The organism is Nocardia brasiliensis (genome assembly GCF_042691675.1).
Classification (GTDB): domain Bacteria; phylum Actinomycetota; class Actinomycetes; order Mycobacteriales; family Mycobacteriaceae; genus Nocardia; species Nocardia brasiliensis_D.
On record NZ_CP170507.1, the window covers coordinates 753,160 to 775,104 of the forward strand.

The 21,945-nt window shown below is 66.3% G+C and carries 21 protein-coding genes; 14 read left to right on the forward strand and 7 right to left on the reverse strand.

Going from position 1 to position 21,945, the window contains the following annotated elements; genetic code table 11:
• Positions 1 to 46: 46 nt before the first annotated feature.
• Positions 47 to 970, reverse strand: a complete 924-nt coding sequence (locus ACFK0J_RS03860) for a Zn-ribbon domain-containing OB-fold protein (protein WP_378736625.1) — start codon at positions 968 to 970, stop codon at positions 47 to 49.
• 208 nt (positions 971 to 1,178) lie between these two features.
• Between ACFK0J_RS03860 and ACFK0J_RS03865 the strand changes: the two genes are divergently transcribed.
• Both ACFK0J_RS03865 and ACFK0J_RS03870 read left to right on the forward strand, forming a co-directional pair.
• Positions 1,179 to 2,216 carry an LLM class F420-dependent oxidoreductase gene (locus ACFK0J_RS03865; protein ID WP_378736627.1) on the forward strand — a complete coding sequence of 346 codons (1,038 nt, stop codon included), beginning with the start codon at positions 1,179 to 1,181 and terminating at the stop codon, positions 2,214 to 2,216.
• Positions 2,217 to 2,280: 64 nt separating this feature from the next.
• Positions 2,281 to 3,831: an acyl-CoA synthetase gene (locus ACFK0J_RS03870; RefSeq protein WP_378736629.1), complete on the forward strand. Its 1,551-nt coding sequence runs from the start codon at positions 2,281 to 2,283 to the stop codon at positions 3,829 to 3,831.
• Positions 3,832 to 3,845: 14 nt separating this feature from the next.
• On the opposite strand, the gene ACFK0J_RS03875 is transcribed toward ACFK0J_RS03870, so the two are convergent.
• Positions 3,846 to 4,844: a sigma-70 family RNA polymerase sigma factor gene (locus tag ACFK0J_RS03875; protein WP_218473280.1), complete on the reverse strand. Its 999-nt coding sequence runs from the start codon at positions 4,842 to 4,844 to the stop codon at positions 3,846 to 3,848.
• A 189-nt stretch (positions 4,845 to 5,033) separates the two neighbouring features.
• Between ACFK0J_RS03875 and ACFK0J_RS03880 the strand changes: the two genes are divergently transcribed.
• Entirely contained in the window at positions 5,034 to 5,450 is a 417-nt protein-coding gene (locus ACFK0J_RS03880) for a VOC family protein (protein ID WP_378736631.1), read from the forward strand.
• Between the two features lie 52 nt (positions 5,451 to 5,502).
• Here the strand turns inward: ACFK0J_RS03880 and ACFK0J_RS03885 are convergent, their stop codons facing one another.
• Positions 5,503 to 6,285 (reverse strand): crotonase/enoyl-CoA hydratase family protein, encoded by a 783-nt coding sequence (locus ACFK0J_RS03885; protein ID WP_378736633.1) that lies wholly within the window; start codon positions 6,283 to 6,285, stop codon positions 5,503 to 5,505.
• Between the two features lie 95 nt (positions 6,286 to 6,380).
• Between ACFK0J_RS03885 and ACFK0J_RS03890 the strand changes: the two genes are divergently transcribed.
• On the forward strand, positions 6,381 to 8,030 hold the full coding sequence (locus ACFK0J_RS03890; protein ID WP_378736635.1) for an acyl-CoA synthetase: 1,650 nt from the start codon (positions 6,381 to 6,383) through the stop codon (positions 8,028 to 8,030).
• Positions 8,031 to 8,071: 41 nt separating this feature from the next.
• Here ACFK0J_RS03890 and ACFK0J_RS03895 read toward each other — a convergent pair whose 3' ends face one another.
• The 4 genes from ACFK0J_RS03895 to ACFK0J_RS03910 all read right to left on the reverse strand — a co-directional run bounded on the left by ACFK0J_RS03895 (position 8,072) and on the right by ACFK0J_RS03910 (position 11,448).
• Complete coding sequence (locus ACFK0J_RS03895; protein ID WP_378736637.1) at positions 8,072 to 8,425, reverse strand: hypothetical protein; 354 nt, start codon at positions 8,423 to 8,425, stop codon at positions 8,072 to 8,074.
• Positions 8,422 to 8,886, reverse strand: coding sequence for a hypothetical protein (locus tag ACFK0J_RS03900; protein ID WP_378736639.1), 465 nt, complete (start codon positions 8,884 to 8,886; stop codon positions 8,422 to 8,424). Before ACFK0J_RS03900 ends, ACFK0J_RS03895 begins: the two co-directional genes overlap by 4 nt.
• Positions 8,887 to 9,052: 166 nt before the next feature.
• Complete coding sequence (locus ACFK0J_RS03905; protein ID WP_378736641.1) at positions 9,053 to 10,156, reverse strand: acyl-CoA dehydrogenase family protein; 1,104 nt, start codon at positions 10,154 to 10,156, stop codon at positions 9,053 to 9,055.
• Positions 10,157 to 10,254: 98 nt separating this feature from the next.
• Positions 10,255 to 11,448 carry an acyl-CoA dehydrogenase family protein gene (locus tag ACFK0J_RS03910; protein WP_378736643.1) on the reverse strand — a complete coding sequence of 398 codons (1,194 nt, stop codon included), beginning with the start codon at positions 11,446 to 11,448 and terminating at the stop codon, positions 10,255 to 10,257.
• Between the two features lie 156 nt (positions 11,449 to 11,604).
• On the opposite strand from ACFK0J_RS03910, the gene ACFK0J_RS03915 reads away from it, so the two are divergent.
• From ACFK0J_RS03915 to ACFK0J_RS03960, 10 genes are all read left to right on the forward strand, one after another.
• Positions 11,605 to 11,793, forward strand: coding sequence for a ferredoxin (locus ACFK0J_RS03915; RefSeq protein WP_378742615.1), 189 nt, complete (start codon positions 11,605 to 11,607; stop codon positions 11,791 to 11,793).
• 44 nt (positions 11,794 to 11,837) lie between these two features.
• Complete coding sequence (locus ACFK0J_RS03920) at positions 11,838 to 12,743, forward strand: 3-oxoacyl-ACP reductase (protein WP_378736645.1); 906 nt, start codon at positions 11,838 to 11,840, stop codon at positions 12,741 to 12,743.
• Between the two features lie 345 nt (positions 12,744 to 13,088).
• On the forward strand, positions 13,089 to 13,853 hold the full coding sequence (locus tag ACFK0J_RS03925) for an ABC transporter permease (RefSeq protein ID WP_218473297.1): 765 nt from the start codon (positions 13,089 to 13,091) through the stop codon (positions 13,851 to 13,853).
• Positions 13,854 to 13,857: 4 nt separating this feature from the next.
• Entirely contained in the window at positions 13,858 to 14,709 is an 852-nt protein-coding gene (locus ACFK0J_RS03930) for an ABC transporter permease (RefSeq protein ID WP_218473299.1), read from the forward strand.
• Between the two features lie 4 nt (positions 14,710 to 14,713).
• Positions 14,714 to 15,910: an MCE family protein gene (locus ACFK0J_RS03935; protein ID WP_378736648.1), complete on the forward strand. Its 1,197-nt coding sequence runs from the start codon at positions 14,714 to 14,716 to the stop codon at positions 15,908 to 15,910.
• On the forward strand, positions 15,907 to 16,932 hold the full coding sequence (locus ACFK0J_RS03940) for an MCE family protein (protein ID WP_378736650.1): 1,026 nt from the start codon (positions 15,907 to 15,909) through the stop codon (positions 16,930 to 16,932). Before ACFK0J_RS03935 ends, ACFK0J_RS03940 begins: the two co-directional genes overlap by 4 nt.
• Entirely contained in the window at positions 16,929 to 17,996 is a 1,068-nt protein-coding gene (locus tag ACFK0J_RS03945; RefSeq protein WP_378736653.1) for an MCE family protein, read from the forward strand. The genes ACFK0J_RS03940 and ACFK0J_RS03945 overlap by 4 nt, the downstream gene beginning before the upstream one ends.
• Complete coding sequence (locus ACFK0J_RS03950; RefSeq protein WP_378736655.1) at positions 17,993 to 19,249, forward strand: MCE family protein; 1,257 nt, start codon at positions 17,993 to 17,995, stop codon at positions 19,247 to 19,249. Before ACFK0J_RS03945 ends, ACFK0J_RS03950 begins: the two co-directional genes overlap by 4 nt.
• Complete coding sequence (locus ACFK0J_RS03955; RefSeq protein ID WP_378736657.1) at positions 19,246 to 20,490, forward strand: MCE family protein; 1,245 nt, start codon at positions 19,246 to 19,248, stop codon at positions 20,488 to 20,490. Before ACFK0J_RS03950 ends, ACFK0J_RS03955 begins: the two co-directional genes overlap by 4 nt.
• Entirely contained in the window at positions 20,487 to 21,914 is a 1,428-nt protein-coding gene (locus ACFK0J_RS03960; RefSeq protein WP_378736660.1) for an MCE family protein, read from the forward strand. Before ACFK0J_RS03955 ends, ACFK0J_RS03960 begins: the two co-directional genes overlap by 4 nt.
• Positions 21,915 to 21,945: the final 31 nt, after the last annotated feature.

The window sequence follows — 21,945 nt, forward strand, 5'->3', positions numbered from 1 at the left end:
GACGGCGGGGCGGGTAGACGGAGCTTTGTCAGTCAACGTGCGCCTCTCAGAGGTGGTGCTTGTAGGTCTCGTAGTCGGCATCCGGCTCACCGGTGGGGCGGAAGTGGTCCACGTTCTCCAGCCCGAAGCCCCACTCCTCGCGCGGCTTCCACACGGCTTGCACCCGCATGCCCATGCGCACTTCGCTTGCCTCGCAACCGAGTACCAGGTGCAGCACCGGAATGTCCGCGCCGTCCAGCAGCACATACGCCGCGACATACGGTGGCTTGATCCGCTGACCGAGGAACGGCACGTTCACGATGCAGAAAGTGGTGACCGTGCCGCGGTCGGGCAGTTCCACGATCTCATCGGTGGGCCTGCCGTCGGTGGGGTTGGCGCCGCGCGGCGGGAAGTACACCTTGCCCGCGGCGTCGGTGCGTCCGCCGAGCAGTTTGCCTTCGGCGAGTCCGCGCAGGTAGACGGTTTCCTGCGGCGACGCGGTGTGTTTGTAGGCGAGGTCGACCGGCGTGGTGATCATGGTGATCGGTTCGCCGCCGGGGGCGGATTCCGCAGGCGCGTCGGACTTTTCGCCCGGTTCGAAACAGGCGATGTCGTGGATGCTGCCGGTGGTCTCGGCGGCCCACCGGACGGTCACCCGCATGCCGGTGTGGATGGCGTCCGGCGTGGCGACGTCGACGGCGTGCAGCAGGGTGGTGTCCGCGCCGTCCAGCCGGATCAGTGCCCACGCGAACGGCCGGTCGAACGGCTGGCCGGGCAGCGGTTCGCGCACCCAGGTCCATGATTCGACGGTGCCGGTGTCGGCGACGTCGACGAACTCGGTGAGCGGGTCGGCGGTGATCGGATCGTATTCCGGCGGCGGGACCAGCACCCGCCCGTCCGAGCCGCGCGCGCCGACGAGCTTGCGGGCGCGCAGGTTGGTCAGAAAATTGCCGATGGTCGGTCCGACGGACCGGGTGTAGTCGAATCGCATTCGCAGGGGCGCACTGAGTACATCGGGTGCGGTGTGCACACCTGTCGCCCGGCCGCCGCCCCTCATGGAGTCACTGCGCGACGCTGTGTTCAATTTCGCCCCTCTCTCATCGGCGATTACGCCGGATGCAGTATTCCCCTGAGTCACAATGTCGAGTAGAACAGGTTCTTATTCTGCTGGCAAGCAGTTGGCTCGGAAAGGGTGGCGCATGAAGTTCGGATTGCAACTCGGGTACTGGATGGCGCAGCCACCGCAGAATGCGGGCGAGTTGGTGATCGCGGCCGAGGGCGCCGGGTTCGACGCCGTATTCGCCGCGGAATCCTGGGGATCGGATGCCTTCGGCCCGCTGACCTGGTGGGGATCGTCGACGCAGCGGGTGCGGCTCGGTACTTCCGTTGTGCAGATGTCGGCCCGCACGCCCGCCGCGACGGCCATGCACGCGCTCACGCTCGATCATCTCAGCGGCGGCCGAGCCATCCTGGGGCTCGGTGTCTCCGGGCCACAGGTGGTGGAGGGCTGGTATGGGCAGCCGTTCGCCAAGCCGTTGCAGCGCACCCGGGAGTACGTCGGGATCATCCGGCGCATTCTCGAGCGGCAGGCACCGGTCACCAACGACGGGCCGAACTATCCGCTGCCGTACCAGGGGCCGGGATCTACCGGTCTCGGTAAGCCGCTCAAGCCGATAGTGCATCCGCTACGTGCGGATTTGCCGATCTGGCTCGGCGCGGAAGGCCCGAAGAACGTGGCGCTGACCGCGGAGATCGCGGACGGCTGGCTCGCGATCTATTACGCGCCCCGACTGGCGAACATGTACAACGACTGGCTCGACGAGGGTTTTGCCAGGGCGGGCGCGCGGCGGTCGCGGGCGGACTTCGAGATCGCCGCGAGCTGTCAGGTGGTGGTCACCGACGACGCGGCGAGTGAGATCGAACGGATGCGCTGGATCATGGCGCTCTACATCGGCGGCATGGGTGCGCCGGAGCAGAATTTCCATGCCCAGGTCTACCGGCGGATGGGCTACGAGCGCGAGGTCGACGAGATCGGCAGGCTGTTCCAGGCGGGTAAGAAGGCGGAGGCGGCGGCCGTGGTGCCGGACGAGCTGATTCTCGACACGGCGATCATCGGCGACGAGGAACACGTCCGTAAGCAACTCGGGGTCTGGTCGGCGGCCGGTGTCACCATGCTGCTGGTGTCGGTTCCCGATGTCGCGCAATTACGTCGGCTCGCACCCCTTGTCGATATGTAGAACACGTTCTAGATTCAATACTGTGAATGCCTCACCCACCCCGTCGGCTCCGCGCCATCCCTCAGTGCAGGAGTCAGCAAAAATTCTCGGTCTGTGGAACATCGCCGAAGCCGAGCCCGATCGGATCGCCATGGTCGATCCGGCGGGCCGGGAGGTGACGTATCGCGAATTGGCCACGCTGGCCAACCGATACGCCACCGGCCTGCGCGGGCTCGGCCTGGAAACCGGCGACGTGCTGGTGAGCATGGTGCACAACTGCGTCGAGGCGATCGCCGCCTACTTCGCGGCGTATCAGGCCGGGCTGTACATCGTCGCGGTGAACTGGCACCTCACCGGCCCCGAGGTCGCCTACATCCTGCAGGACAGCGAGGCGAAGGCGTTTCTGGCCAGCGATCGCTTCGCCGCCACCGCGAAGGCCGCCGCCGACGAGGCGAAACTGCCTGCGACGGCGCGCTTTTCGGTCGGTGAAATCGAAGGCTTCAAATCGGTGTCCTGGCTCGGCGCGGCCGATACCGGGCGCCCGGCGGACCGCAGCACCGGGGCGCCGATGCTCTACACCTCCGGAACGACGGGGCGGCCCAAGGGCGTTCGCCGCCCGCTCACCGGGGCCGACCCCGATGTCGTTCCGCCGCATACCACCGCGTTCTTCGGTCTGTTCGGGCTGGCGCCGTACGACGATCACGTGCACATCTGCGGCTCGCCGCTCTATCACACCGCGGTGCTGAACTTCGCGACCATCTCGATCCAGTTGGGGCACAAGCTCGTTCTGATGGATCGCTGGGACGCCGAGGAGATGTTGCGGCTGATCGACAAGTACCGGGTGACGCACAGCCACATGGTGCCGACCCAGTTCCATCGACTGCTCGCGCTGCCGGAAGAGGTGCGCGCCAAGTACGACGTGTCCTCGCTGCGCAGCATGGTGCACGGTGCCGCCCCGTGTCCGCAGGAGACCAAGCGGAAGATGCTCGAATGGTGGGGACCGACGGTCACCGAGTACTACGCGGCCACCGAGGGCGGCGGCACGGTGATCAACGGAACCGAGTGGCTGCGCAAGCCCGGCTCGGTCGGCAAGGCCTGGCCGTGGTCGGTGATCAAGGTGCTCAGCGAAGAGGACGGCTCCGAGGTGCCCGTCGGTGAGCCGGGCCTGGTCTACATGCGGATGGGCGCTTCGAGTTTCGAGTACCACCACGACAAGGCCAAGACCGAGGATTCCCGTGTCGGCGACCTGTTCACCGTCGGCGACATCGGGCACCTCGACGAGGACGGCTACCTGTACCTGCACGACCGCCGTTCCGACCTGATCCTGTCCGGCGGCGTGAACATCTACCCGGCCGAGATCGAAAACGTGCTGATCACTCACCCGAAGGTCGCCGACGTCGCGGTCTTCGGTATCCCGCACCCGGATTGGGGCGCCGAGGTCAAGGCGGTCGTGCAGCCTGCCGAGGGCGTCGAAGGCACCGATGAGCTCACCGCCGAGCTGCTGGCCTTTGCCGCAACGCAGTTGGCGAAGTACAAGATGCCGAAGTCGGTCGACTATCTGCCCGAGCTGCCCCGGGATCCCAACGGGAAGCTGTACAAGCGCAAACTGCGCGAGCGGTACGTTCCGGCGTCCTGAGGTCAGGTGCTTGGTCAGACCGCCTCGCGCAACTCCGGCTCCAGCCCGAACAACGGAAACAGCTTCTCCGTATCCAGGAAGAAGTTCAGCCCGGACACCGCGTCGCCGTCGAGTTCCAGCACGGTGATCGACCACGGAATCCACACCCCGGGCTCGCCGCTCGGCTTGTAGTGGCCGAAGGCGGGGTGGCCGTTGGCGCCGGGCAGGCGGACCATGCGGGAGTTGCGGCAGGCGCTGCCGGTGCCGAGCATGAAGGCGGCCACGTTTTCGGGGCCGGAGATCCACAGCTCGATCGGCGGCATGGACAGGGCCACGTCCTTTTTGAGCAGCGTGGTGAGGGTGTCCATGTCGTAGGCCTCGAACGCCTTGACGAAGTTGTCGACGAGCTTGCGCTGGTCTTCGTTGGACTCGTCGTAGTTGTCGGTGGTCGTCGGCTGCACCTTCGACATGGTTGCTCTGGCGCGTTGCAGTGCGCTGTTCACCGACGCCGGGGACATGGTGAGGGCTTCGGCGGTCTCGTTGGCGGAGAACCGCAGCACCTCACGCATGATCAGGATGGCGCGCTGGGTGGCGGGCAGGTGCTGACAGGCCGCGACGAAGGCGAGCCGCAGCGTGTCCTTGGCCGAGGCGTGGTCGGCCGGGTCGGCGCCGAACGCGAGGGCGTTCGGGATCGGCTCGATCCAGACATAGTCCGGCTGCGGCGCGGGTAGCGGTGAGTCCGGGCGCGACGGCCCGGACAGGTCCATCGGCCTGGCCCGCCGCTGCGGGCCGTCGAGCATGTCGAGGCAGACGTTCGTGGCGATCCGATACAGCCAGGAGCGCAGACTCGCGCGGCCCTCGAACGAGTCGTAGGACTTCCACGCACGGGTGAAGGTCTCCTGGACGGCATCCTCGGCTTCGAAGGACGAGCCGAGCATGCGGTAGGCGTAAGCGCACAATTCCCTGCGGTGCTTCTCGAAAGATTCGAGTACATCGGGAGCGAGGCCGGCGGACTGGCCGGACGGGTCGTTCATGGGTGTCACCCTGCCACAGGCCACCGACACATCCCAGACCCAAAAGCCTGCTACCTGCGGGGCAAGATCAGCGACGGGTTCGCCGCGGTGCCCGCGGCCACATCCGCCGGTTGTAGCGATGACTTTCGTGGCCGCGATTCGTCTCTATTTGTGCGCAACTGAACAGGCGGACTACGAAAAGGTGCCGAGATGACCAGCCGGATGATTTTCCTCAATCTCCCCGTCGCCGACCTGAAACGGTCGAAGAACTTCTACGAGGCGGTCGGCTGGAAGGTCAACCAGGAGTTCACCGACGACAATGCGGCTTGCATCGTGATCGACGACAACATCTGCGTCATGCTGCTGACCAGACAGTTCTTCACCACCTTCAGTCGGCGACCGGTCGCCGTTACCACCGAGAAGGTCGGTGCCACTTATGGATTGGCGCTGACCAGTGTCGCGGAGGTGGACGCTCTCGTGACGGCGGCGCTGACCGCGGGTGCCACGGAGGAGGTCAACGAGGACAAGCGGGCGCAGGAGGAACAGGTCGGCATGTACAGCCGCACCTTCCTCGATCCGGACGGCCACCAGTGGGAGCCGTTCTGGCTGGACTACGCGGGCAACTGAGCCCGACGAGGGGTCGCCCCCGGTACCGGAAGGCGCCGGGGGCGTTGCTTGTTCAGCTGCCGGTGAAGGTCGGCTCGCGCTTCTCCGCGAAGGCCTTCGGGCCTTCTTTGGCGTCAGCGGAGCGGAAGACGGCCGTGCCGAGTTTCGCGTCGATCTGGAACGCCTCTTCCTCGTGCATGCCTTCGGTTTCCCGAATGGTCCGCAGGATGGCCTGAACCGCCAGCGGGCCGTTGGCGGCGATCTGCGCGGCGAGTTCCAGTGCCTTGTCGAGCGCGCTGCCGTCGGGCACCACGTGCCCGATCAGGCCGATCTCCTTGGCCTCCGCTGCGGTGACGTGCCTGCCGGTCAGCAGGATGTCGGCGGCCACCGTATAGGGAATCTGGCGGACCAGCCGCACCGCGGACCCGCCGAGCGGGAACAACCCCCACCGTGCTTCGGAGACACCGAATTTCGCGCTCTCGCCGGCCACCCGGATGTCGGTGCCCTGCAAGATCTCGGTGCCGCCCGCGATGGCCGGGCCCTCGACCGCCGCGATCAGCGGCTTGGTGAGCCTGCGGCCCTTGAGCAGCGCCTCGATCTTCGACAGATCCCAGCCGCCGCCCGCGAACGAATCGCCGGGGTGCTGCGCGGTCATCGCCTTCAGATCCGCGCCCGCGCAGAACGCGCCACCCGCGCCGGTCAGGATCGCCACCCGGATGTCCGGATCGCTGTCCACCTGGTCCCAGGCGTCGCGCATGATCGCCATCATCTCCGCCGACAGCGCATTGCGCGCCTCGGGGCGATTCATCGTGACGATCAGGACATGGTCGCGCTTCTCGACGAGGCAATGTGGCATTGGCGAATCTCCTGACTTCTAGCCGATCATTTCGAGCGACCTGCAAGCAGTCGCTACACCTTGCCAGGAACGGTAACACGTTCTATTTTTAGCCTGTGAGCTACAACATAGCGGACCTTGTCGAACACTCCATCGACCTGATGCCCGACCGCGTCGCGCTCGCTGACGACGGCCGCGAGGTGACTTACGCACAGCTGGAGGAGCGCGCCAACAAGTTGGCTCACTACCTGCTCGAACACGGCGTCCAGCCGGGTGACAAAGTGGGCATCTACTCGCGCAACACGATCGAGGCCGTCGAGGCGATGGTCGCGGTGTTCAAGGCGCGCGCGGTGATGATCAACGTGAACTTCCGATACGTCGAGAACGAGTTGCAATATATCTTCGACAATTCGGACATGGTGGCGCTGATCCACGAGCGCCGGTACAGCGACCGGGTGGCCGGGGTTCGCCCGAAAACGCCGTTGCTGAAAACCGTGATCGTCATCGACGACGATACGACCGGCACCGTTCCCACCGCAGCGGATTCGGTGGAGTACGAAGCCGCGCTGGCGGCCTCGTCCGGTGAGCGGGACTTCGGCGAGCGTTCACCCGACGACATCTTCATGCTCTACACCGGCGGCACCACCGGCCTGCCGAAGGGCGTGATGTGGCGGCACGAGGATTGGTGGCGGGTGCTCGGCGGCGGCATCAACTTCCTCAACGGGGAATACGTTCAGGACGAATGGCACCAGTCCAAGCTGGGTGCTAGCAATCCGCAGATGGTGCGGTTCCCGATTCCGCCGATGATCCATGGTGGCTCGCAGACGGCCACCTTCCACAGCCTGTTCGACGGCGGCAAGGCCGTGATGATCCCGGAGTTCACCGGGCACGGCGTGTGGCAGCACATCGATCGGCACAAGATCAACCTCATCTTCATCACCGGCGACGCCATGGCGCGGCCGATGGTCGACGCGTTGCTCGAAGGCAATCCGGAAACCGGTGCGCCGTACGATCTTTCGAGCCTGTACGTGATCGCCAGCAGTGCGGCGCTGTTCTCGCCGACGCTCAAGGACAAGTTCCTCGAACTGCTGCCGAACCGGATGATCACCGACTCCATCGGTTCCTCGGAGACCGGCTTCGGTGGACTGTCCGTGGTTGCCAAGGGGATGAACCACACCGGTGGGCCGCGGGTGAAGATCGACGCCGCTACGGCGGTGCTCGACGACGACGGCAACCCGGTGGTGCCCGGCTCCGGTCAGGTCGGCTTCATCGCCCGCAAGGGTCATATCCCGCTCGGCTACTACAAGGACGAGGCCAAGACGGCCGCAACCTTCAAGGTGTTCAACGGCATTCGCTACTCGATCCCCGGCGACTATGCCAGGGTCGAGGAGGACGGCACGGTCACCATGCTCGGCCGCGGCTCGGTCAGCATCAACAGTGGTGGCGAGAAGATCTACCCCGAGGAGGTAGAGGGCGCTCTGAAGTGTCACCCCGACGTCTTCGATGCCCTGGTCGTCGGCGTCGACGACGAGCGCTGGGGCCAGCGCGTAGCGGCGGTAGTCCAATGCCGCGGCGACAAGCGCCCCACCCTGGACGAACTCCGCCCCATACTCACCCAGGAAATCGCCCCCTACAAACTCCCCCGCAGCCTCTGGTACGTCGACGAAATCAAACGCAACCCCGCAGGCAAACCCGACTACCGCTGGGCCAAGGCCCAAACCGAGGACCGCCCAGCCGACGAGCACGTCGAGGCGAGCTCGAAGTAACACCCCAACGCCCTTCAGCTCTGCCCGCCGTCCCAGCTATATCAGCGTCGACGGTCGGTCTGCCGAGGATGCCCCGTGCCTGCCAGGGTCAAGTACAGCGTCCGTCCCACGTCATCGATCGCGTACCAGATCCGGCCACCGCCAGTGATCTCGTATTGCCATTGCTCTAGTTCGAAGCCGCCTAACTTGATCGACTTCAACTCGTACTTCAGGCGATGCTGCCGGGATGGGTTCGCAACGCTACGTGGGTCGCTGGTGATGTCGACCCACGCGCGATCGAGATTGCCGGGTGCTTGGGCGAGCAATTCGGCCCATCCGCGCGCCGCATCGAGGTTGTGCACGACCACTCGCCAAGGACGCGGGCGCGGAACCTCATCGCCTTTGCGGAGTTTCATTCCGTGCCGCCAGGGCGGGTCACCTCGGTGAAGTCGTCGGGCTCGAACGGGCCCGCGAGGCGTCGCGCCAGTTCTGGCTGAGCGTAGATCTCGGCCGTGTGCTGCCACGCGATCAGGTCGCGGGCGAAGGGAGTGAACAGACCGGTGTCGGCTCCGGCGATCAGGTGATCGAGCAGTTCGGTGACGGCCTCGGTCCGTCCGGCTTCCGGTAGCCACTTCAACCAGGGCAGTTCCTCCGAGAAGACTTCCTCTGCCAGGCTCCGATTCGTCTTGGCGATGATGGCGATGGTCCGAGCCAGCAGGCGGATAGCCGTCTCTTTGGCTTCGAATCGCTCGGACCGCGACAGCACCAGGTTCTCCGCGTCGCGGCGCTCCAGGATCACGTCGGCGTCGACGAGGGCCGGGAACACCGAGGTCTGCTTGCGAATCAGGTCACTGAACGGGAAGGTCTTCGAGCTCATACGCCCATACTACGGGAACTTCTGAATTAGTTCAGTAGACTTGGGCGACACGCCTCGGTACGCGACGGCAGGCGGAAGCGCGAACTCCGGCGCTTCCGGAAGAGCAGTAGGGCCCGCTGACAAGAATCGGCCCGCCGATCGAAGCGGCGGGCCGATCGGGTTGGGTTCAGGAGGGGGTGGCGGCGAGTAGGGCGCCGAGGGCGCGGAGGTGGTCGGTGCCTGGGCCGAGGGCGAATTCATGGTGTTTGGCGGCGGTGAAGTAGTTGTGGACGATGTGGTCGCGGTCGATGCCGACGCCGCCGTGGATGTGGACGACGGTGTGGGCGACGCGATGGCCCGCGTCGGCGGCCCAGAACTTGGCGGTGTGGACGGCCGCGGCGCTGGGGAGGTCTTCGGAGAGTTGCCAGGCGGCCTGGGTGACCGCTAGGCGCAGGCCCTGGACGTCGATGTAGGCGTCGGCGAGGCGCTGGGCCACGGCCTGGAAGCTGCCGACGGCCTTGCCGAATTGCTCACGCTCGCGGGCATATTCGGCGACCAGGTCGAGGGCCCGCTCGACGGTGCCGAGTTGCAGGGCGCTGAGGCCGAGCCAGGCGCGTGTGAGGATCCAGTCCAGGATCTCGGCACCGTTCTCGACGGTGCCGAGCAGTTCGGCCGGGGCATCGGCGAATTCGACGGCGAACTCGGGGCTGCGGTCGACCACTTGCTGCGCGGTCACCGTCGCCGCCGCCGGATCGACCAGGAATACCGCGGCAGCACCGGACACCATGGCCGGGACCAGGATTCGGTCGGCCCGATTGGCGAACGGCGCGGTGGTCTTGGCGCCGGTGAGCCGCCAGCCGCCGTCCGCCTCGACGGCGGTGGTGGTAGGCCGGGCAGGCTCCCAGTTGTGCTCTTCGGACAGCGCCGCGGTCAGGATCACCCGCCCCGCACCCGCCTGCGTGGCCCGATCCTGTTGCGCCGCATCGCCGAACCGGGCCAGTGCGCCCGCGCCGACCACGATCGACCACAGGTACGGCACCGCGGCGACGTACTTGCCGAGCTCACGCAACACGGCGGTCTGCTCGAGCACGCCGAAGTCGTTGCCGCCGACGGACTCCGGCAGCGCCGCCGCCAGCACACCGGTCTCGGCGAGCGAACTCCAGAGCGCTTCGTCGAATCGCTCGTCCGCGGTGTCGAGCTCACGCAGCCGGTCGGCCGTGACGAGTTTGCCGCACACCTCGCCGGTCAACCGGGCCAGGTCGAGTTGGGCTTCGGTAGGGGTGAAATCCATGTCTGCTACCTGCTTTCTGGTGGTGCGAGCGACGGGCCCGGAGGAGGTAGCCTGCGTAACCACGCAGGGCCCCAGGAGCGCCACCCATCGAACACAGCTCAGCGCGCCGCGGCGGGCTGCTTGAGGGCGGTCATGGCGATGATGTCGCGCTGCACCTCGTTGGTGCCGCCGCCGAAGGTGAGGATCAGCGCGGCCCGGTGCATCCGCTCCAACCGTCCGCGCAGTTCGGCGCCGGGGGAGTCCTGCCGCAGGTATGCCTGTGGACCGAGCACCTCCATCAGCAGCCGGTACGCCTCGGTGGCCAGCTCGGTGCCGTATACCTTGCAGGTGGAGGCATCCCACGGCCGTGGCGCCGCGTCCCCGCCCGCGTCGGCACGGCTGGCGATCTCCCAGTTCAGCAGCTTCAAGTACTCGACCTTGGCGTGCACGCGAGCGAGGTTGAGCTGCACCCACTCCTGGTCGATCACCCGGGAACCGTTGCTTGTCTTGGTATTACGAGCCCATTCGACCGTCTGGCTCACGGCGAGCCCCAGTGGCCCGGCCGACGTCAGCGCGACGCGCTCGTGGTTGAGCTGGTTGGTGATCAGCGACCAGCCGCCGTTCTCCTGGCCGACCAGTGCGCTCGCGGGCACCCGCACGTCCTGGTAGTAGGTCGCGCTGGTGTCGGGTCCAGCCATGGTGTGCACCGGCGTCCAGGAGAAGCCCTCGGCGGTGGTCGGCACGATGAGCATGCTGATGCCCTTGTGCTTCTTGGCATTCGGATCGGTGCGCACCGCGAGCCAGACATAGTCGGCGTAGGCGATCAGACTGGTCCACATCTTCTGGCCGTTGATCACGTAGTCGTCGCCGTCACGCACCGCGCTGGTGCGCAGACTGGCCAGGTCGGTGCCCGCGCCCGGCTCGGAGTAGCCGATGGCGAAGTGCAGCTCGCCCGCCGCGATCTTGGGCAGGAAGAAGCGCTTCTGCTCCTCGCTGCCGTAGTGCATGATCGTCGGCGCGACCGAGTTGATGGTCAGGAACGGTACCGGGGCGCCCGCGATGGCGGCCTCGTCGGTGAAGATCAGCTGGTCCATCGTCGGCCGGTCCTGGCCGCCGAACTCCTTCGGCCAGGCCAGGGTGAGCCAGCCGTCGCGGCCCATCTCCCGCACGACCTCGCGGTAGACGTTGCCTTGGCCGTACTCGCCGGTCTGCGCGCTGAGCGCGGCCCTGCGCTCGGGGGTGATGAGTCGCGCGAAGTAGTCGCGCAGCTCAGCGCGTAGCTCCTCCTGCTGCGGCGTGTACGCAATGCGCATGGCAAATACCTCAGGCCTTCGTCGGGGTGGGTTGCACCGATCATTGCATATCGACTGAAACATGTTCCAGTATTGCTGCTGAATCCGGTCGATGGCGCCGCGCGAGGCGGCATCGGCTTGTTAGGCTTCGACCAGGATCGCGGCAAAGGAGTTCTGATGAAGGTAAGCGTCGATCTGGACCAGTGTGAAGCGAACGGAATATGTGTCGGAATCGCCCCCGACGTGTTCGAACTCGATGATGAGGACCAGTTGCACATCCTCGAAGCCGACGTGCCGGCCGATCGTCTCGCGGACGTCGAGGACGCGGTGGCGCAGTGCCCGAAAGCGGCCCTGCGACTCCAGTGAGACCGGGCCTTGCCATAGATTGGAACACGTTCTAGGGTCGGCTCGTGAGTGATGAAGGTGTGAGTCTTGCGGGCCGGGTAGCGATCGTGACCGGAGCCGGCGCCGGGCTGGGGCGGGCAGAGGCGCTCGCGCTGGCCGGAGCAGGCGCTTCGGTGGTGGTCAACGACCTGTCGGAATCGGAAGCGGTGTCCGACACCCTGTCCGAGATCCGCGCGCTCGGCGCGAAGGCCGAGTTCGTCGCGGGCAGCATCGCCGAACGCGCGACGGCGGACGCGTTGATCCGCACCGCCGACGAGGCGTTCGGCGGCGTCGACATCGTGGTGAACAATGCGGGCATCACCAGGGACCGCATGCTGTTCAACATGTCCGACGAGGACTTCGACGCGGTCATCGCGGTCCACCTGCGCGGACATTTCCTGTTGTCCCGCAACGCGGCAACGTATTGGCGCGGCAAGTCCAAAGCGGCGGGTGCGCCGATCTACGGCAGGCTCATCAACACCTCGTCCGAGGCCGGACTGCTCGGGCCGGAGGGGCAGGCCAACTATGGCGCCGCCAAGGCGGGCATCACCGCGCTGACCCTGTCGGCCGCGCGCGCACTGTCCCGGTATGGTGTGCGCGCCAACGCGATCGCGCCCCGGGCGCGGACGGCGATGACCGAGGCCGTGTTCAGTGCGGCGCCCGAGGGCGGGGTCGACCCGCTCTCGCCCGATCATGTGGCCCGGCTGGTCGCCTATCTCGCCTCGCCGGCCGCCGACCTAGTGAACGGTCAACTGTTCGTGGTCTACGGCGGGATGGTGGCGCTCATGGCGGCACCGGTCGTCGAGCAGCGTTTCGATGCCGCCGGTGGCCAGTGGTCCGCCGGAGATCTCGCCGCGACCCTCGGCGGCTATTTCGCCGAACGCCCTGCCGGGCGGACATTCTCGGCCTCGGCCCTGCTGGATCTGGGCTGAGTCCGGCAGAACCCCTCGGCCAGGCCAGCGAAACAAGCTCAGCGAGGATCGACAACTGCAAGGCCCGGTGACACAGAGCTACTGATCGACTGTCCAACTGTTGATCACGGGTCTGGCACTTGGTAGACATTGGTGGTCGAGATGTGTGCCGCCACACAAAGGTGGGATCAATCTCGCTGACACTCGTTTCAAATTCATATGCCGATGCAAAGAAAAAGTGCAGCTCAAAAGTGGCAAACATCTTCCGGCAACGCAATGAACGTGTTCTAATCGTGGAGGCGGTGCGGCCTCGGTGAAGAATCGTGCCGTGAGCTTGTACGCAGGTTTGAGCAAGGAGGTTCGCTGATGAACGAGGTCCTTGCCGTGCCATTGCGGGCCGTTGGTGGGTTCTTCGAACTGACTGCCGAAGTCGCACGCTCCAGCGTGCGCAGGCCATTTCAATGGCGCGAGTTCATCGACCAGTCGTGGTTCATCGCGCGAGTCTCGATCGTGCCGACGCTGTTGGTCGCGATTCCATTCACCGTTTTGGTGAGCTTCACACTGAACATCCTGTTGCGCGAGATCGGCGCGGCCGACCTCAGCGGCGCGGGCGCGGCATTCGGCGCGGTCACCCAGGTGGGCCCGATCGTCACCGTGCTGATCGTCGCGGGGGCCGGTGCCACCGCGATCTGCGCTGACCTGGGCGCCCGCACCATTCGCGAGGAAATCGACGCGATGCGAGTACTCGGCATCAACCCGGTGCAGCGACTGGTGGTGCCGCGGGTGCTCGCCTCGATGTTCGTCGCGCTGATGCTCAACAGCCTGGTGTGCACCATCGGCATCGTCGGCGGATTTCTGTTCTCGGTGTTTCTGCAAGACGTGAACCCGGGCGCGTTCGTCAACGGGATCACGCTGCTGACTCATTTGCCCGAATTGGTCATCTCCGAGGTGAAGGCCGGATTGTTCGGACTGATCGCCGGGCTGGTGGCTTGTTATCTGGGTCTGAATGTCAAAGGTGGCCCCAAGAGTGTCGGTGACGCGGTGAATCAGACCGTTGTCTTCGCCTTTATGGCCTTGTTCGTGGTGAACGTGGTGGTCACCGCGGTTGGCATCAAGTTCACGGCGCGGTGACCGCATGGCCTTCGTGATCGAATCCCGCTTCCCGCGTACCGTGCGACGAGTGCGTCGGATGTCGGACTCGCTCGATTCTGTCGGTAAACATGCTGTGTTCTATGCCCAGGCTCTCGGGGCCATTCCGCGTGCCATGACGCACTATCGAACCGAAACCATTCGGCTGATCGCCGAAATCAGCATGGGCAGCGGTGCTTTGGCGGTGATCGGCGGCACCGTGGTGATCGTCGGCTTCCTCACCCTGTTCGCCGGCGGGACCATCGCCGTGCAGGGTTACAGCTCGCTCGGCAATATCGGTGTCGAGGCGCTTACCGGCTTCTTCGCGGCATTCATCAATGTGCGCATCGCGGCGCCGGTGATTTCCGGCATCGGATTGGCCGCCACCATCGGGGCCGGTTCGACCGCGCAGCTCGGCGCCATGCGGGTGGCCGAGGAGATCGACGCGCTGGAGTCGATGGCGATTCGGCCGGTGCCGTATCTGGTCGGGACCAGAGTGCTGGCGGGGATGATCGCGATTGTGCCGCTGTACGCGCTCGCGGTGATCGCGTCGTTCTTGGCCAGCCGGTTCGCGACGGTGGTCATCTACGGGCAGTCGGCGGGCGTCTACGACCATTACTTCTCCACCTTCCTGATCCCGAGCGACATCCTCTGGTCGTTCGCGCAGGCGATCTTCATGGCGCTGGCCGTCATGCTGATCCACACCTATTACGGCTTCCATGCCGCGGGCGGACCGGTCGGGGTCGGCGTCGCGGTCGGCAATGCGGTGCGGGCCTCGCTGGTCGCGGTAGTCACGGTGACCCTGCTGATTTCGCTGGCCATCTACGGCACCTCCGGCAACTTCCATCTCTCCGGGTAAGCGAATGGCGGATTCGAAGCAATTGCGCGCTGCACTTGGTCTCAAACTGGCCGGTGCCGCGATGGTGCTCGCACTGGTCGCCGTCGTCGCCATCGCACTGATCATGTTCGTCGGCGGGTTCGCGTCGACGGCCACCATCACGGTGGACGCGCCGCGCAGCGGGCTCGTGCTCGATCCCGACGCCAAGGTGAAGGTGCGGGGGGTGGAGATCGGCCGGGTCGTCGCGATCGATCAGACACCCGACGGCGCGAGCCTGAAGCTGGCGGTGAATCCCGAACAGCTGAAGCTGGTTCCGGCCAACGCGGGCGTCGATATCCGGTCCACCACCGTGTTCGGCGCGAAGTACGTGAACTTCACGGTGCCGGAACAACCTTCGTCGGCCTCGCTGCAACCGGGCGCGACGGTAACGGCGCAGCGGGTGACCGTCGAGTTCAACACGCTGTTCCAGCATTTGTCCGACGTGCTGGCCAAGGTGGAGCCGGAGAAGCTGAACGCGACGCTGTCCGCGCTCGGCACGGCGCTGCAGGGCCGCGGTGCGAAACTGGGCGATCTGCTCGCCCGCAGCGACGCCTACCTGCGCGACATCAACCCGTATCTGCCGACGCTGCAACAGGATCTGGTGCAGACCGGCGAGGTCACCAACCTGTACGCGGACACTGTCCCCGATCTGTTGCGCACGGTCGACAACGCCACCGTGACCAGCGCCAGTCTGGTCGATGAGCAGCAGAGCCTGGACAACGTGCTGGCCAACGTGGTCGGCCTCGCCGACACCACCGGCTCGGTATTGCGGGACAACACGGGCGATTTCAGCACCGCGCTCGATCTGCTGCGGCCGACGACGAGCCTGCTGTTCGAATACGCCCCCGCGCTCGGCTGTTTGATCGACGGCCTCGGCCCGATGATGCCGCTCGCCGAGGACGTGTTCGGCGGGGTGCTGCCGGGCATCGGGATGAACACCAACTTCATGTTCGGCGCGCAGCCGTACACCTATCCGGACGACCTGCCCAAGGTGAACGCGACCGGCGGCCCGCACTGTGCGGGCGTGGTGGATCGGGTGCCGGGCAGTCACGCCGACTATGTCGTCACCGACACGAACGAGGGAGCGCCGTACGTGCCGAACACGGGTTTCACGAAGCCCAATGAGGCGCCCAAGGTGTTCCAGCTGCTGTTCGCCGGGCTGCCGGGGGTGGGAAGGCTGTGAAGAACACCGCGACGACCGTCAAACTGGCCATCTTCACGCTGGTGATGGCGCTGGTCTTCGCCGGGCTGACGATCGTGTTCAGCCAGATGCGCTTCGCCAGGGAGTACGGATACCACGCCGTGTTCACCAGTTCGTCGGGGATGCTGCCCGGCTCGAAGGTGCGCATCGCCGGCGTGCCGGTCGGCTCGGTCTCCTCGGTGAAGGTGGGTAAGGACCATCTCGCGCACGTCGAGTTCGATGTCGACCGCAAGTACCGGCTGCTCACCAGCACCCGCGCCACGATCAGATACGAAAACCTGGTCGGTGACCGGTATCTGGAGCTGCTGGAGGGGCCGGGCTCGGCGGATGTGTTGCCGGACGGCGGCACCATCGGCAAGGACAAGACGGCGCCCGCGCTCGACCTGGACATGCTGCTCGGCGGGTTCCGCCCGCTGCTGCGCGGGTTGGATCCCGCGCAGGTGAACGACCTGACCAGCGCGCTGCTGCAGATCTTCCAGGGTCAGGGCGGCACGCTGGTGTCGCTGCTCAACAGCGGCGGCTCCTTTGCCAAGACGCTGGCCGACCGCGACGAATTGATCGGCAACGTGATCAACAATCTGAACACGGTGTTGCGGACCATCGATGAACGCGGTGACCAGTTCGCCACCACCCTCGACGAATTGCAGCGGCTGGTCAGCGGTTTGGCCGCCGACCGTGATCCGATCGGCGACGCGCTGCCGCGGATCGCGGGCGCCACCCGCGACCTGACCGACCTGCTCGCGCAGGCGCGGCCGGATCTGCGCTCCACCATCGAGCAGACGGGGCGGTTGTCCACCAACCTGGACAACGGCTCGGACACGTTGCAGTGGGTGCTCGACCGGCTGCCGGAGACCTACAAGAAGCTGATCCGGATCGGCGCCTACGGCTCGTTCCTGCAGCTCTACATCTGTGGCACCAACTTGGTGGTGGACGGCCCGAACGGGCAGCCGTTGCAAGTGAACCTGCCGGGTAAGCAGACGACCGGAAGGTGCGCACCCGAATGAACGAGCAGCGATCACGTGTCGTCACCATCGGCATCGTCGGCCTGGTGCTCGCGGTGTGTGTGGCCTTGTCGGCTCTGCAGTTCGACCGGCTGCCGTTCATCCGTGGCGGCGCGACCTACACCGCGCACTTCGCGGACGCGGGCGGGTTGGTGCCGGGCGACCCGGTCCAGGTGGCCGGGGTGCGGACGGGCCGGGTGGACGATGTCCAACTGGACGGCGCCAAGGTGCTGGTCCGCTTCACCCTGGACGAGTCGATCGTGCTCGGCGAGAAGACTTCCGCCGCGATCAAGACCAACACCGTGCTCGGTCGCAAGTCGCTGGAGGTGACGCCGACCGGATCGGGTGCGCTGCGGCGCGACGACACGATTCCGTTGGACCGCACCACCTCTCCGTATTCGCTCAACGACGCCCTCGGCGATCTCGGCCGCACGGTGCAGGGGCTGGACCTGGCGCAGGTCGACAAGACGCTCGACACGCTCTCGGCGACCTTCGCCGACACCCCCGCCCCGCTGCGGGCGGCGCTGGATGGGGTAACGGCGTTGTCGCGCAGCATCAATGCGCGCGACCAAGCCCTGTCCGACCTACTGACCCGGGCGCAGAGTGTCACCAAGATCCTGGCCGACCGGAGCAACCAGATCAACGCGCTACTGCTGGACGGCAACAACCTGCTCGGCGAACTGGACCGGCGCCGCGCCGCGATCGGCCAGCTGATCGTCTACGTGAACGAGGTGTCCAAGCAGTTGTCCGGCCTGGTCTCGGACAACGAGCCGCTGCTCAAACCCGCTCTGGACAAACTGAATTCGGTGCTGGCCCTGCTGCAGCGCAACAAGCAGAACATCTCCGACGCGCTCGACAACCTGGGCCCGTATGCGGCGGCGCTCGGTGAGCAGGTCGGCAACGGCCCGTGGTTCAACGCCTACGTCGTCAATGCCAGCAGCGCGGAATTGCAGCCGCTGGTCGACGCGCTGGTGTGGCCGGAGCATCTGCCCGAAGACCTCCGCAACATCTTCACCAACCCGGCACCGCCGTCGATCGGGCCCGCCCTTCAGGAGCCACCGCGATGAACATGCTGGAACGAGCTCGAAACCTACCGCGCTGGGTGCTGGCGGTCGCGGGCGTGCTGGTCGCCGCGCTGGTGCTGGCCGCCGGGTACAGCGGTGTCACCCGGCTCGGGAAAACCACGATCACGGCGTATTTTCCGTCGACCTCCGGCCTGTACCAGGGTGACGAGGTTCGAGTGCTCGGTGTGAACGTCGGCCGGATCGATTCGATCGATCCGGGCAAGGACCGGGTGAAGGTCGAGATGACCGTGGATCGCGGGATCGACATTCCCGTCGGCGCACGCGCGGTGATCATTTCGCCGTCGCTGGTGTCGGCGCGGTTCATCCAGGTGGCACCGGCCTACACCGGCGGCCCGAAAATGGCCGACGGCGCGGAGATTCCGCTCGAGCACACGGCCGTGCCGGTGGAGTGGGACGACATCAAGGCCGAATTGTCCAAGCTGGCCACCACTTTGGGTCCGGTCGGCGACGATACGCAGGGGTCCTTCGGCCGCTTCGTCAACACCGCCGCGGACAATATGGACGGCAATGGGCAGAAGCTGCGCGACACGCTGCGGGAACTGTCCGCCACCCTGAACACGCTGTCGGACGGGCGCACCGATCTGTTCGGCACCATCCGCAATCTGCAGAAGTTCGTCGACGTGCTGTCGGCGAGCAACGAACAGATCGTGCAGTTCGGCGGCAGGCTCGCGTCGGTGTCCTCGGTGCTGGCCGGTACGTCCGAGGAACTGGGTGCGGGACTGGACAATCTGGATACCGCACTGGGTGATGTGAAGCGCTTCCTCGAAGGCAGCGGCGCCGAGCTCACCGAGGGCGTGCAGCGGCTGGCCGAGGTGACGCAGCAGCTGGTGGACAAGCGGCCCGAACTGGAGCGGGTACTGCACTCGGGACCGACGGCGCTGGTGAACTTCTATCAGATCTACAAGCCGGCTCAGGGCACGCTCAGCGGTGCGGTCGCGCTGAACAACACGGCCGATCCGCTCAGCTTCCTCTGCGGCTCGGTGCGGGCGCTGGAAACCAACGATTCCGATCGCTCCGCCGATCTGTGCGCGCAGTATCTCGCGCCGGTGATCAGTTCGCTGGCCATGAATTACGCGCCGATCATGCTGAATCCGGCCACCGGGGTGCACGCGTTCCCGGACCAGCTGAAGTTCAGCCCGCCGAGTCTCGCCGAGCAGGCGGCACCGCCGGGGCCGCCGCCGGTGACCGTGCCGAATGGCATTGCCGGACTGGCTATCCCGGGAGGAGGGCGATGACACGGCCGCGCCGGATGGCAACCCTGGTAGTGGGACTCGCGGTGGCGCTGGGAATTTCGGGCTGCGAGTGGGACGGTTTGAACTCGCTGCCCATGCCGGGCACCGAAGGCACCATGGACGGCGCGTACCGGGTGCGCATCCAGATGCCGAATGTGACCACGCTGACCAGGAATTCGCCGGTACGGGTCGACGACGTCACGGTCGGGACGGTATCGAATATCGAGGTGGAAGGCTGGCACGCGCTGGTCACGGTCACGCTGAACCCGAGCGTGCGGCTGCCCGCCAACGCCGTCGCCAAGATCGGGCAGACCAGTCTGCTCGGCAGCAATCACGTCGAGCTGGCCGCGCCGACGGACACCGCGCCGCAGGGACAGCTGAAGGGTGGCGATGTCATCCCGCTGGAGCGGGCCGGGGCCTACCCGACCACGGAGCAGGTGCTGTCCTCGCTGTCGGTGGTGCTCAACGGCGGCGGCATCTCGCAGCTGGAAACGATTACCCGCGAACTGAATTCCGCGCTGGTCGGCCGGGAGAACGATATTCGCGATCTGCTGCCGCAGCTCAATGAGCTGACCACGAACCTGGACAAGCAGCGCAACGACATCATCGCGGCGATGAGCGGGCTGGATCGCCTCGGCGGCCAGTTGGTGCGACAGCGCGACGTGGTGGCCGCGGCCATCGAGCGGATCCATCCCGCGCTCACCGTGCTCGCCGACCGCACCGCGAACATCACCGCGGCGATCAACGCGCTCGGTGACCTCAGCGACGTCACGGATCGGCTCATCGCCACCAGCGGCGACAACCTGAAGGCGAACCTGCGCAGTCTCGCGCCGGTGCTGCGGACGCTGGCCGATACCGGGGTCAACCTGATCGAGGCGATGAAGATCATTCCGACCTTCCCGTTCCCGATGAAGAACCTGGACAAGGCGATCAAGGGCGACTACCTCAACTTGTTCATCACGGTCGATCTGACCGGCAAGCGGCTGGACAGCAACTGGCTGACCGGCACGCCGCTCGGCGGCCGGTTCGGCGGTGTCGAGGGCGTGATCGGCAGTTTCGCGCCCGATACCGCGGCGCAGAGCGGCAACCCGGCGACCGGTCCGCTGCAAGCACCACCCGCCGCCGATGCGCAGCCGACGCCGACCATTCCCGGTCTGCCGCCGATTCCCGGCTTGCCCGCCATTCCCGGGCTGACCGTGCCGATGCCGGGAGACACTGTGCCACAAGGGGGTCCGGGCCGATGACGCTCACCCGATTCGTCCGCGTCCAGCTGTCGATCTTCGCCGTCTTGACGGTGATCGGCCTGGCGGTGATGGGCGGGGTGTATGTGAAGCTGCCCGCCATGTTCGGCATCGGCCGGTACGACGTCACGGTGCGGCTGGCGGCGACGGGTGGTCTCTATCCGACGGCCAATGTCGCCTTCCGGGGCACGAATATCGGTGTGGTGCAGGATGTTCTGCTCACCCAGACCGGTGTCGAGGCGAAGCTGTCCATCGATAGCGACTACAAGGTCCCGGCGGATGTGACCGCGTGGGTGCGCAGCGTCTCCGCGGTCGGTGAGCAGTACGTCGACCTGATTCCGCCAGACCGTCCCGCCGGCGGCAATTTGGCCGACGGCGCGGTGATTCCGGTGGAGCGCACCAAGTTGCCGCAGGATGTCGGCTCCTTGCTCGACCAGTCCGACCGGCTGCTGTCCAGCGTGGCCGACACGCGGCTGCGGCAGGTGATCGATGAAGCGTTCAAGGCGTTCAACGGCGCGGGCCCGGATCTGCAGCGGTTCATTGATTCGGCCGCATTGCTGGTGCAGGAGGCGCAGAACAGCGCGGAACCGACGAAGAAGCTGCTGGACCAGATCGGGCCCTTGCTGGACACCCAGATCCGGTCCGACGCGGCCATCCGGTCGTGGACCAGCGATCTGGCCACGGTAACCGATCAGCTGCGCGCGCACGATCCGTCGCTGCGCAACGTGTTGCGCGACGGTCCCTCGGCGATGCAGCGGGTGAACGCGCAATTCGAATCGCTGCGTCCGACGTTGCCGCTGCTGCTGACGAACCTGGTCAGCGTCGGACAGGTCGGCGTCACCTATCACGCTGGGCTGGAACAACTCCTGGTGGTCTTCCCGCCGCTGATCGCGGCGCTGAAGACGATCATCCGCGGACCGGCGGAATACGGCGCCATGGTCGACTTCATGGTCGTGGTCAACGACCCGCCCGCGTGTACGACCGGGTTCCTGCCGCCGAACGAGCGGCGCTCGCCGAGCGAGCTGGACTCGGTCGGCACCCCGCCCGGTCTGTACTGCAAGGTGCCGCAGGATTCGCCGATCGCGGTGCGCGGCATTCGTAATACGCCGTGCGCGGAGTTCCCCGGCGTTCGGGCACCGACGCCCGAGCTGTGCCGGACCGGCTACGTCCCGGAAGGCAACAACCCCCCGTTCGGCCCGCCGCAACCGGTTGCGCCCGCGTCCGCGCCGGTCGCGTCCGATCCGGCACCGGTGGCACCCGCCGCGTACGGCACCGGCACGCCGGCCGCCGCGAGATCCTATGACCCGTCCACAGGCCAGTACATCGGTCCGGACGGCCGCACCTACCGACAGGGCGATATCGGACCGGGCGGTTCGGGCACGGTACCGTCGAGCTGGCAGGCGATGCTCGAGGAGCAGCAACAGTGAGCGAACGAAGTGAGCGAGCCATGTGGCAGCG

Bases quoted from the DNA above. Each gene is read 5' to 3' on its own strand.
- ACFK0J_RS03860 (WP_378736625.1), bottom strand. From the start codon at position 970: ATGCGATTCGACTACACCCGGTCCGTCGGACCGACCATCGGCAATTTT.
- ACFK0J_RS03865 (WP_378736627.1), top strand. From the start codon at position 1,179: ATGAAGTTCGGATTGCAACTCGGGTACTGGATGGCGCAGCCACCGCAG.
- ACFK0J_RS03875 (WP_218473280.1), bottom strand. From the start codon at position 4,844: ATGAACGACCCGTCCGGCCAGTCCGCCGGCCTCGCTCCCGATGTACTC.
- ACFK0J_RS03880 (WP_378736631.1), top strand. From the start codon at position 5,034: ATGACCAGCCGGATGATTTTCCTCAATCTCCCCGTCGCCGACCTGAAA.
- ACFK0J_RS03885 (WP_378736633.1), bottom strand. From the start codon at position 6,285: ATGCCACATTGCCTCGTCGAGAAGCGCGACCATGTCCTGATCGTCACG.
- ACFK0J_RS03895 (WP_378736637.1), bottom strand. From the start codon at position 8,425: ATGAAACTCCGCAAAGGCGATGAGGTTCCGCGCCCGCGTCCTTGGCGA.
- ACFK0J_RS03900 (WP_378736639.1), bottom strand. From the start codon at position 8,886: ATGAGCTCGAAGACCTTCCCGTTCAGTGACCTGATTCGCAAGCAGACC.
- ACFK0J_RS03905 (WP_378736641.1), bottom strand. From the start codon at position 10,156: ATGGATTTCACCCCTACCGAAGCCCAACTCGACCTGGCCCGGTTGACC.
- ACFK0J_RS03910 (WP_378736643.1), bottom strand. From the start codon at position 11,448: ATGCGCATTGCGTACACGCCGCAGCAGGAGGAGCTACGCGCTGAGCTG.
- ACFK0J_RS03915 (WP_378742615.1), top strand. From the start codon at position 11,605: ATGAAGGTAAGCGTCGATCTGGACCAGTGTGAAGCGAACGGAATATGT.
- ACFK0J_RS03925 (WP_218473297.1), top strand. From the start codon at position 13,089: ATGAACGAGGTCCTTGCCGTGCCATTGCGGGCCGTTGGTGGGTTCTTC.
- ACFK0J_RS03930 (WP_218473299.1), top strand. From the start codon at position 13,858: ATGGCCTTCGTGATCGAATCCCGCTTCCCGCGTACCGTGCGACGAGTG.
- ACFK0J_RS03935 (WP_378736648.1), top strand. From the start codon at position 14,714: ATGGCGGATTCGAAGCAATTGCGCGCTGCACTTGGTCTCAAACTGGCC.
- ACFK0J_RS03945 (WP_378736653.1), top strand. From the start codon at position 16,929: ATGAACGAGCAGCGATCACGTGTCGTCACCATCGGCATCGTCGGCCTG.
- ACFK0J_RS03950 (WP_378736655.1), top strand. From the start codon at position 17,993: ATGAACATGCTGGAACGAGCTCGAAACCTACCGCGCTGGGTGCTGGCG.
- ACFK0J_RS03955 (WP_378736657.1), top strand. From the start codon at position 19,246: ATGACACGGCCGCGCCGGATGGCAACCCTGGTAGTGGGACTCGCGGTG.
- ACFK0J_RS03960 (WP_378736660.1), top strand. From the start codon at position 20,487: ATGACGCTCACCCGATTCGTCCGCGTCCAGCTGTCGATCTTCGCCGTC.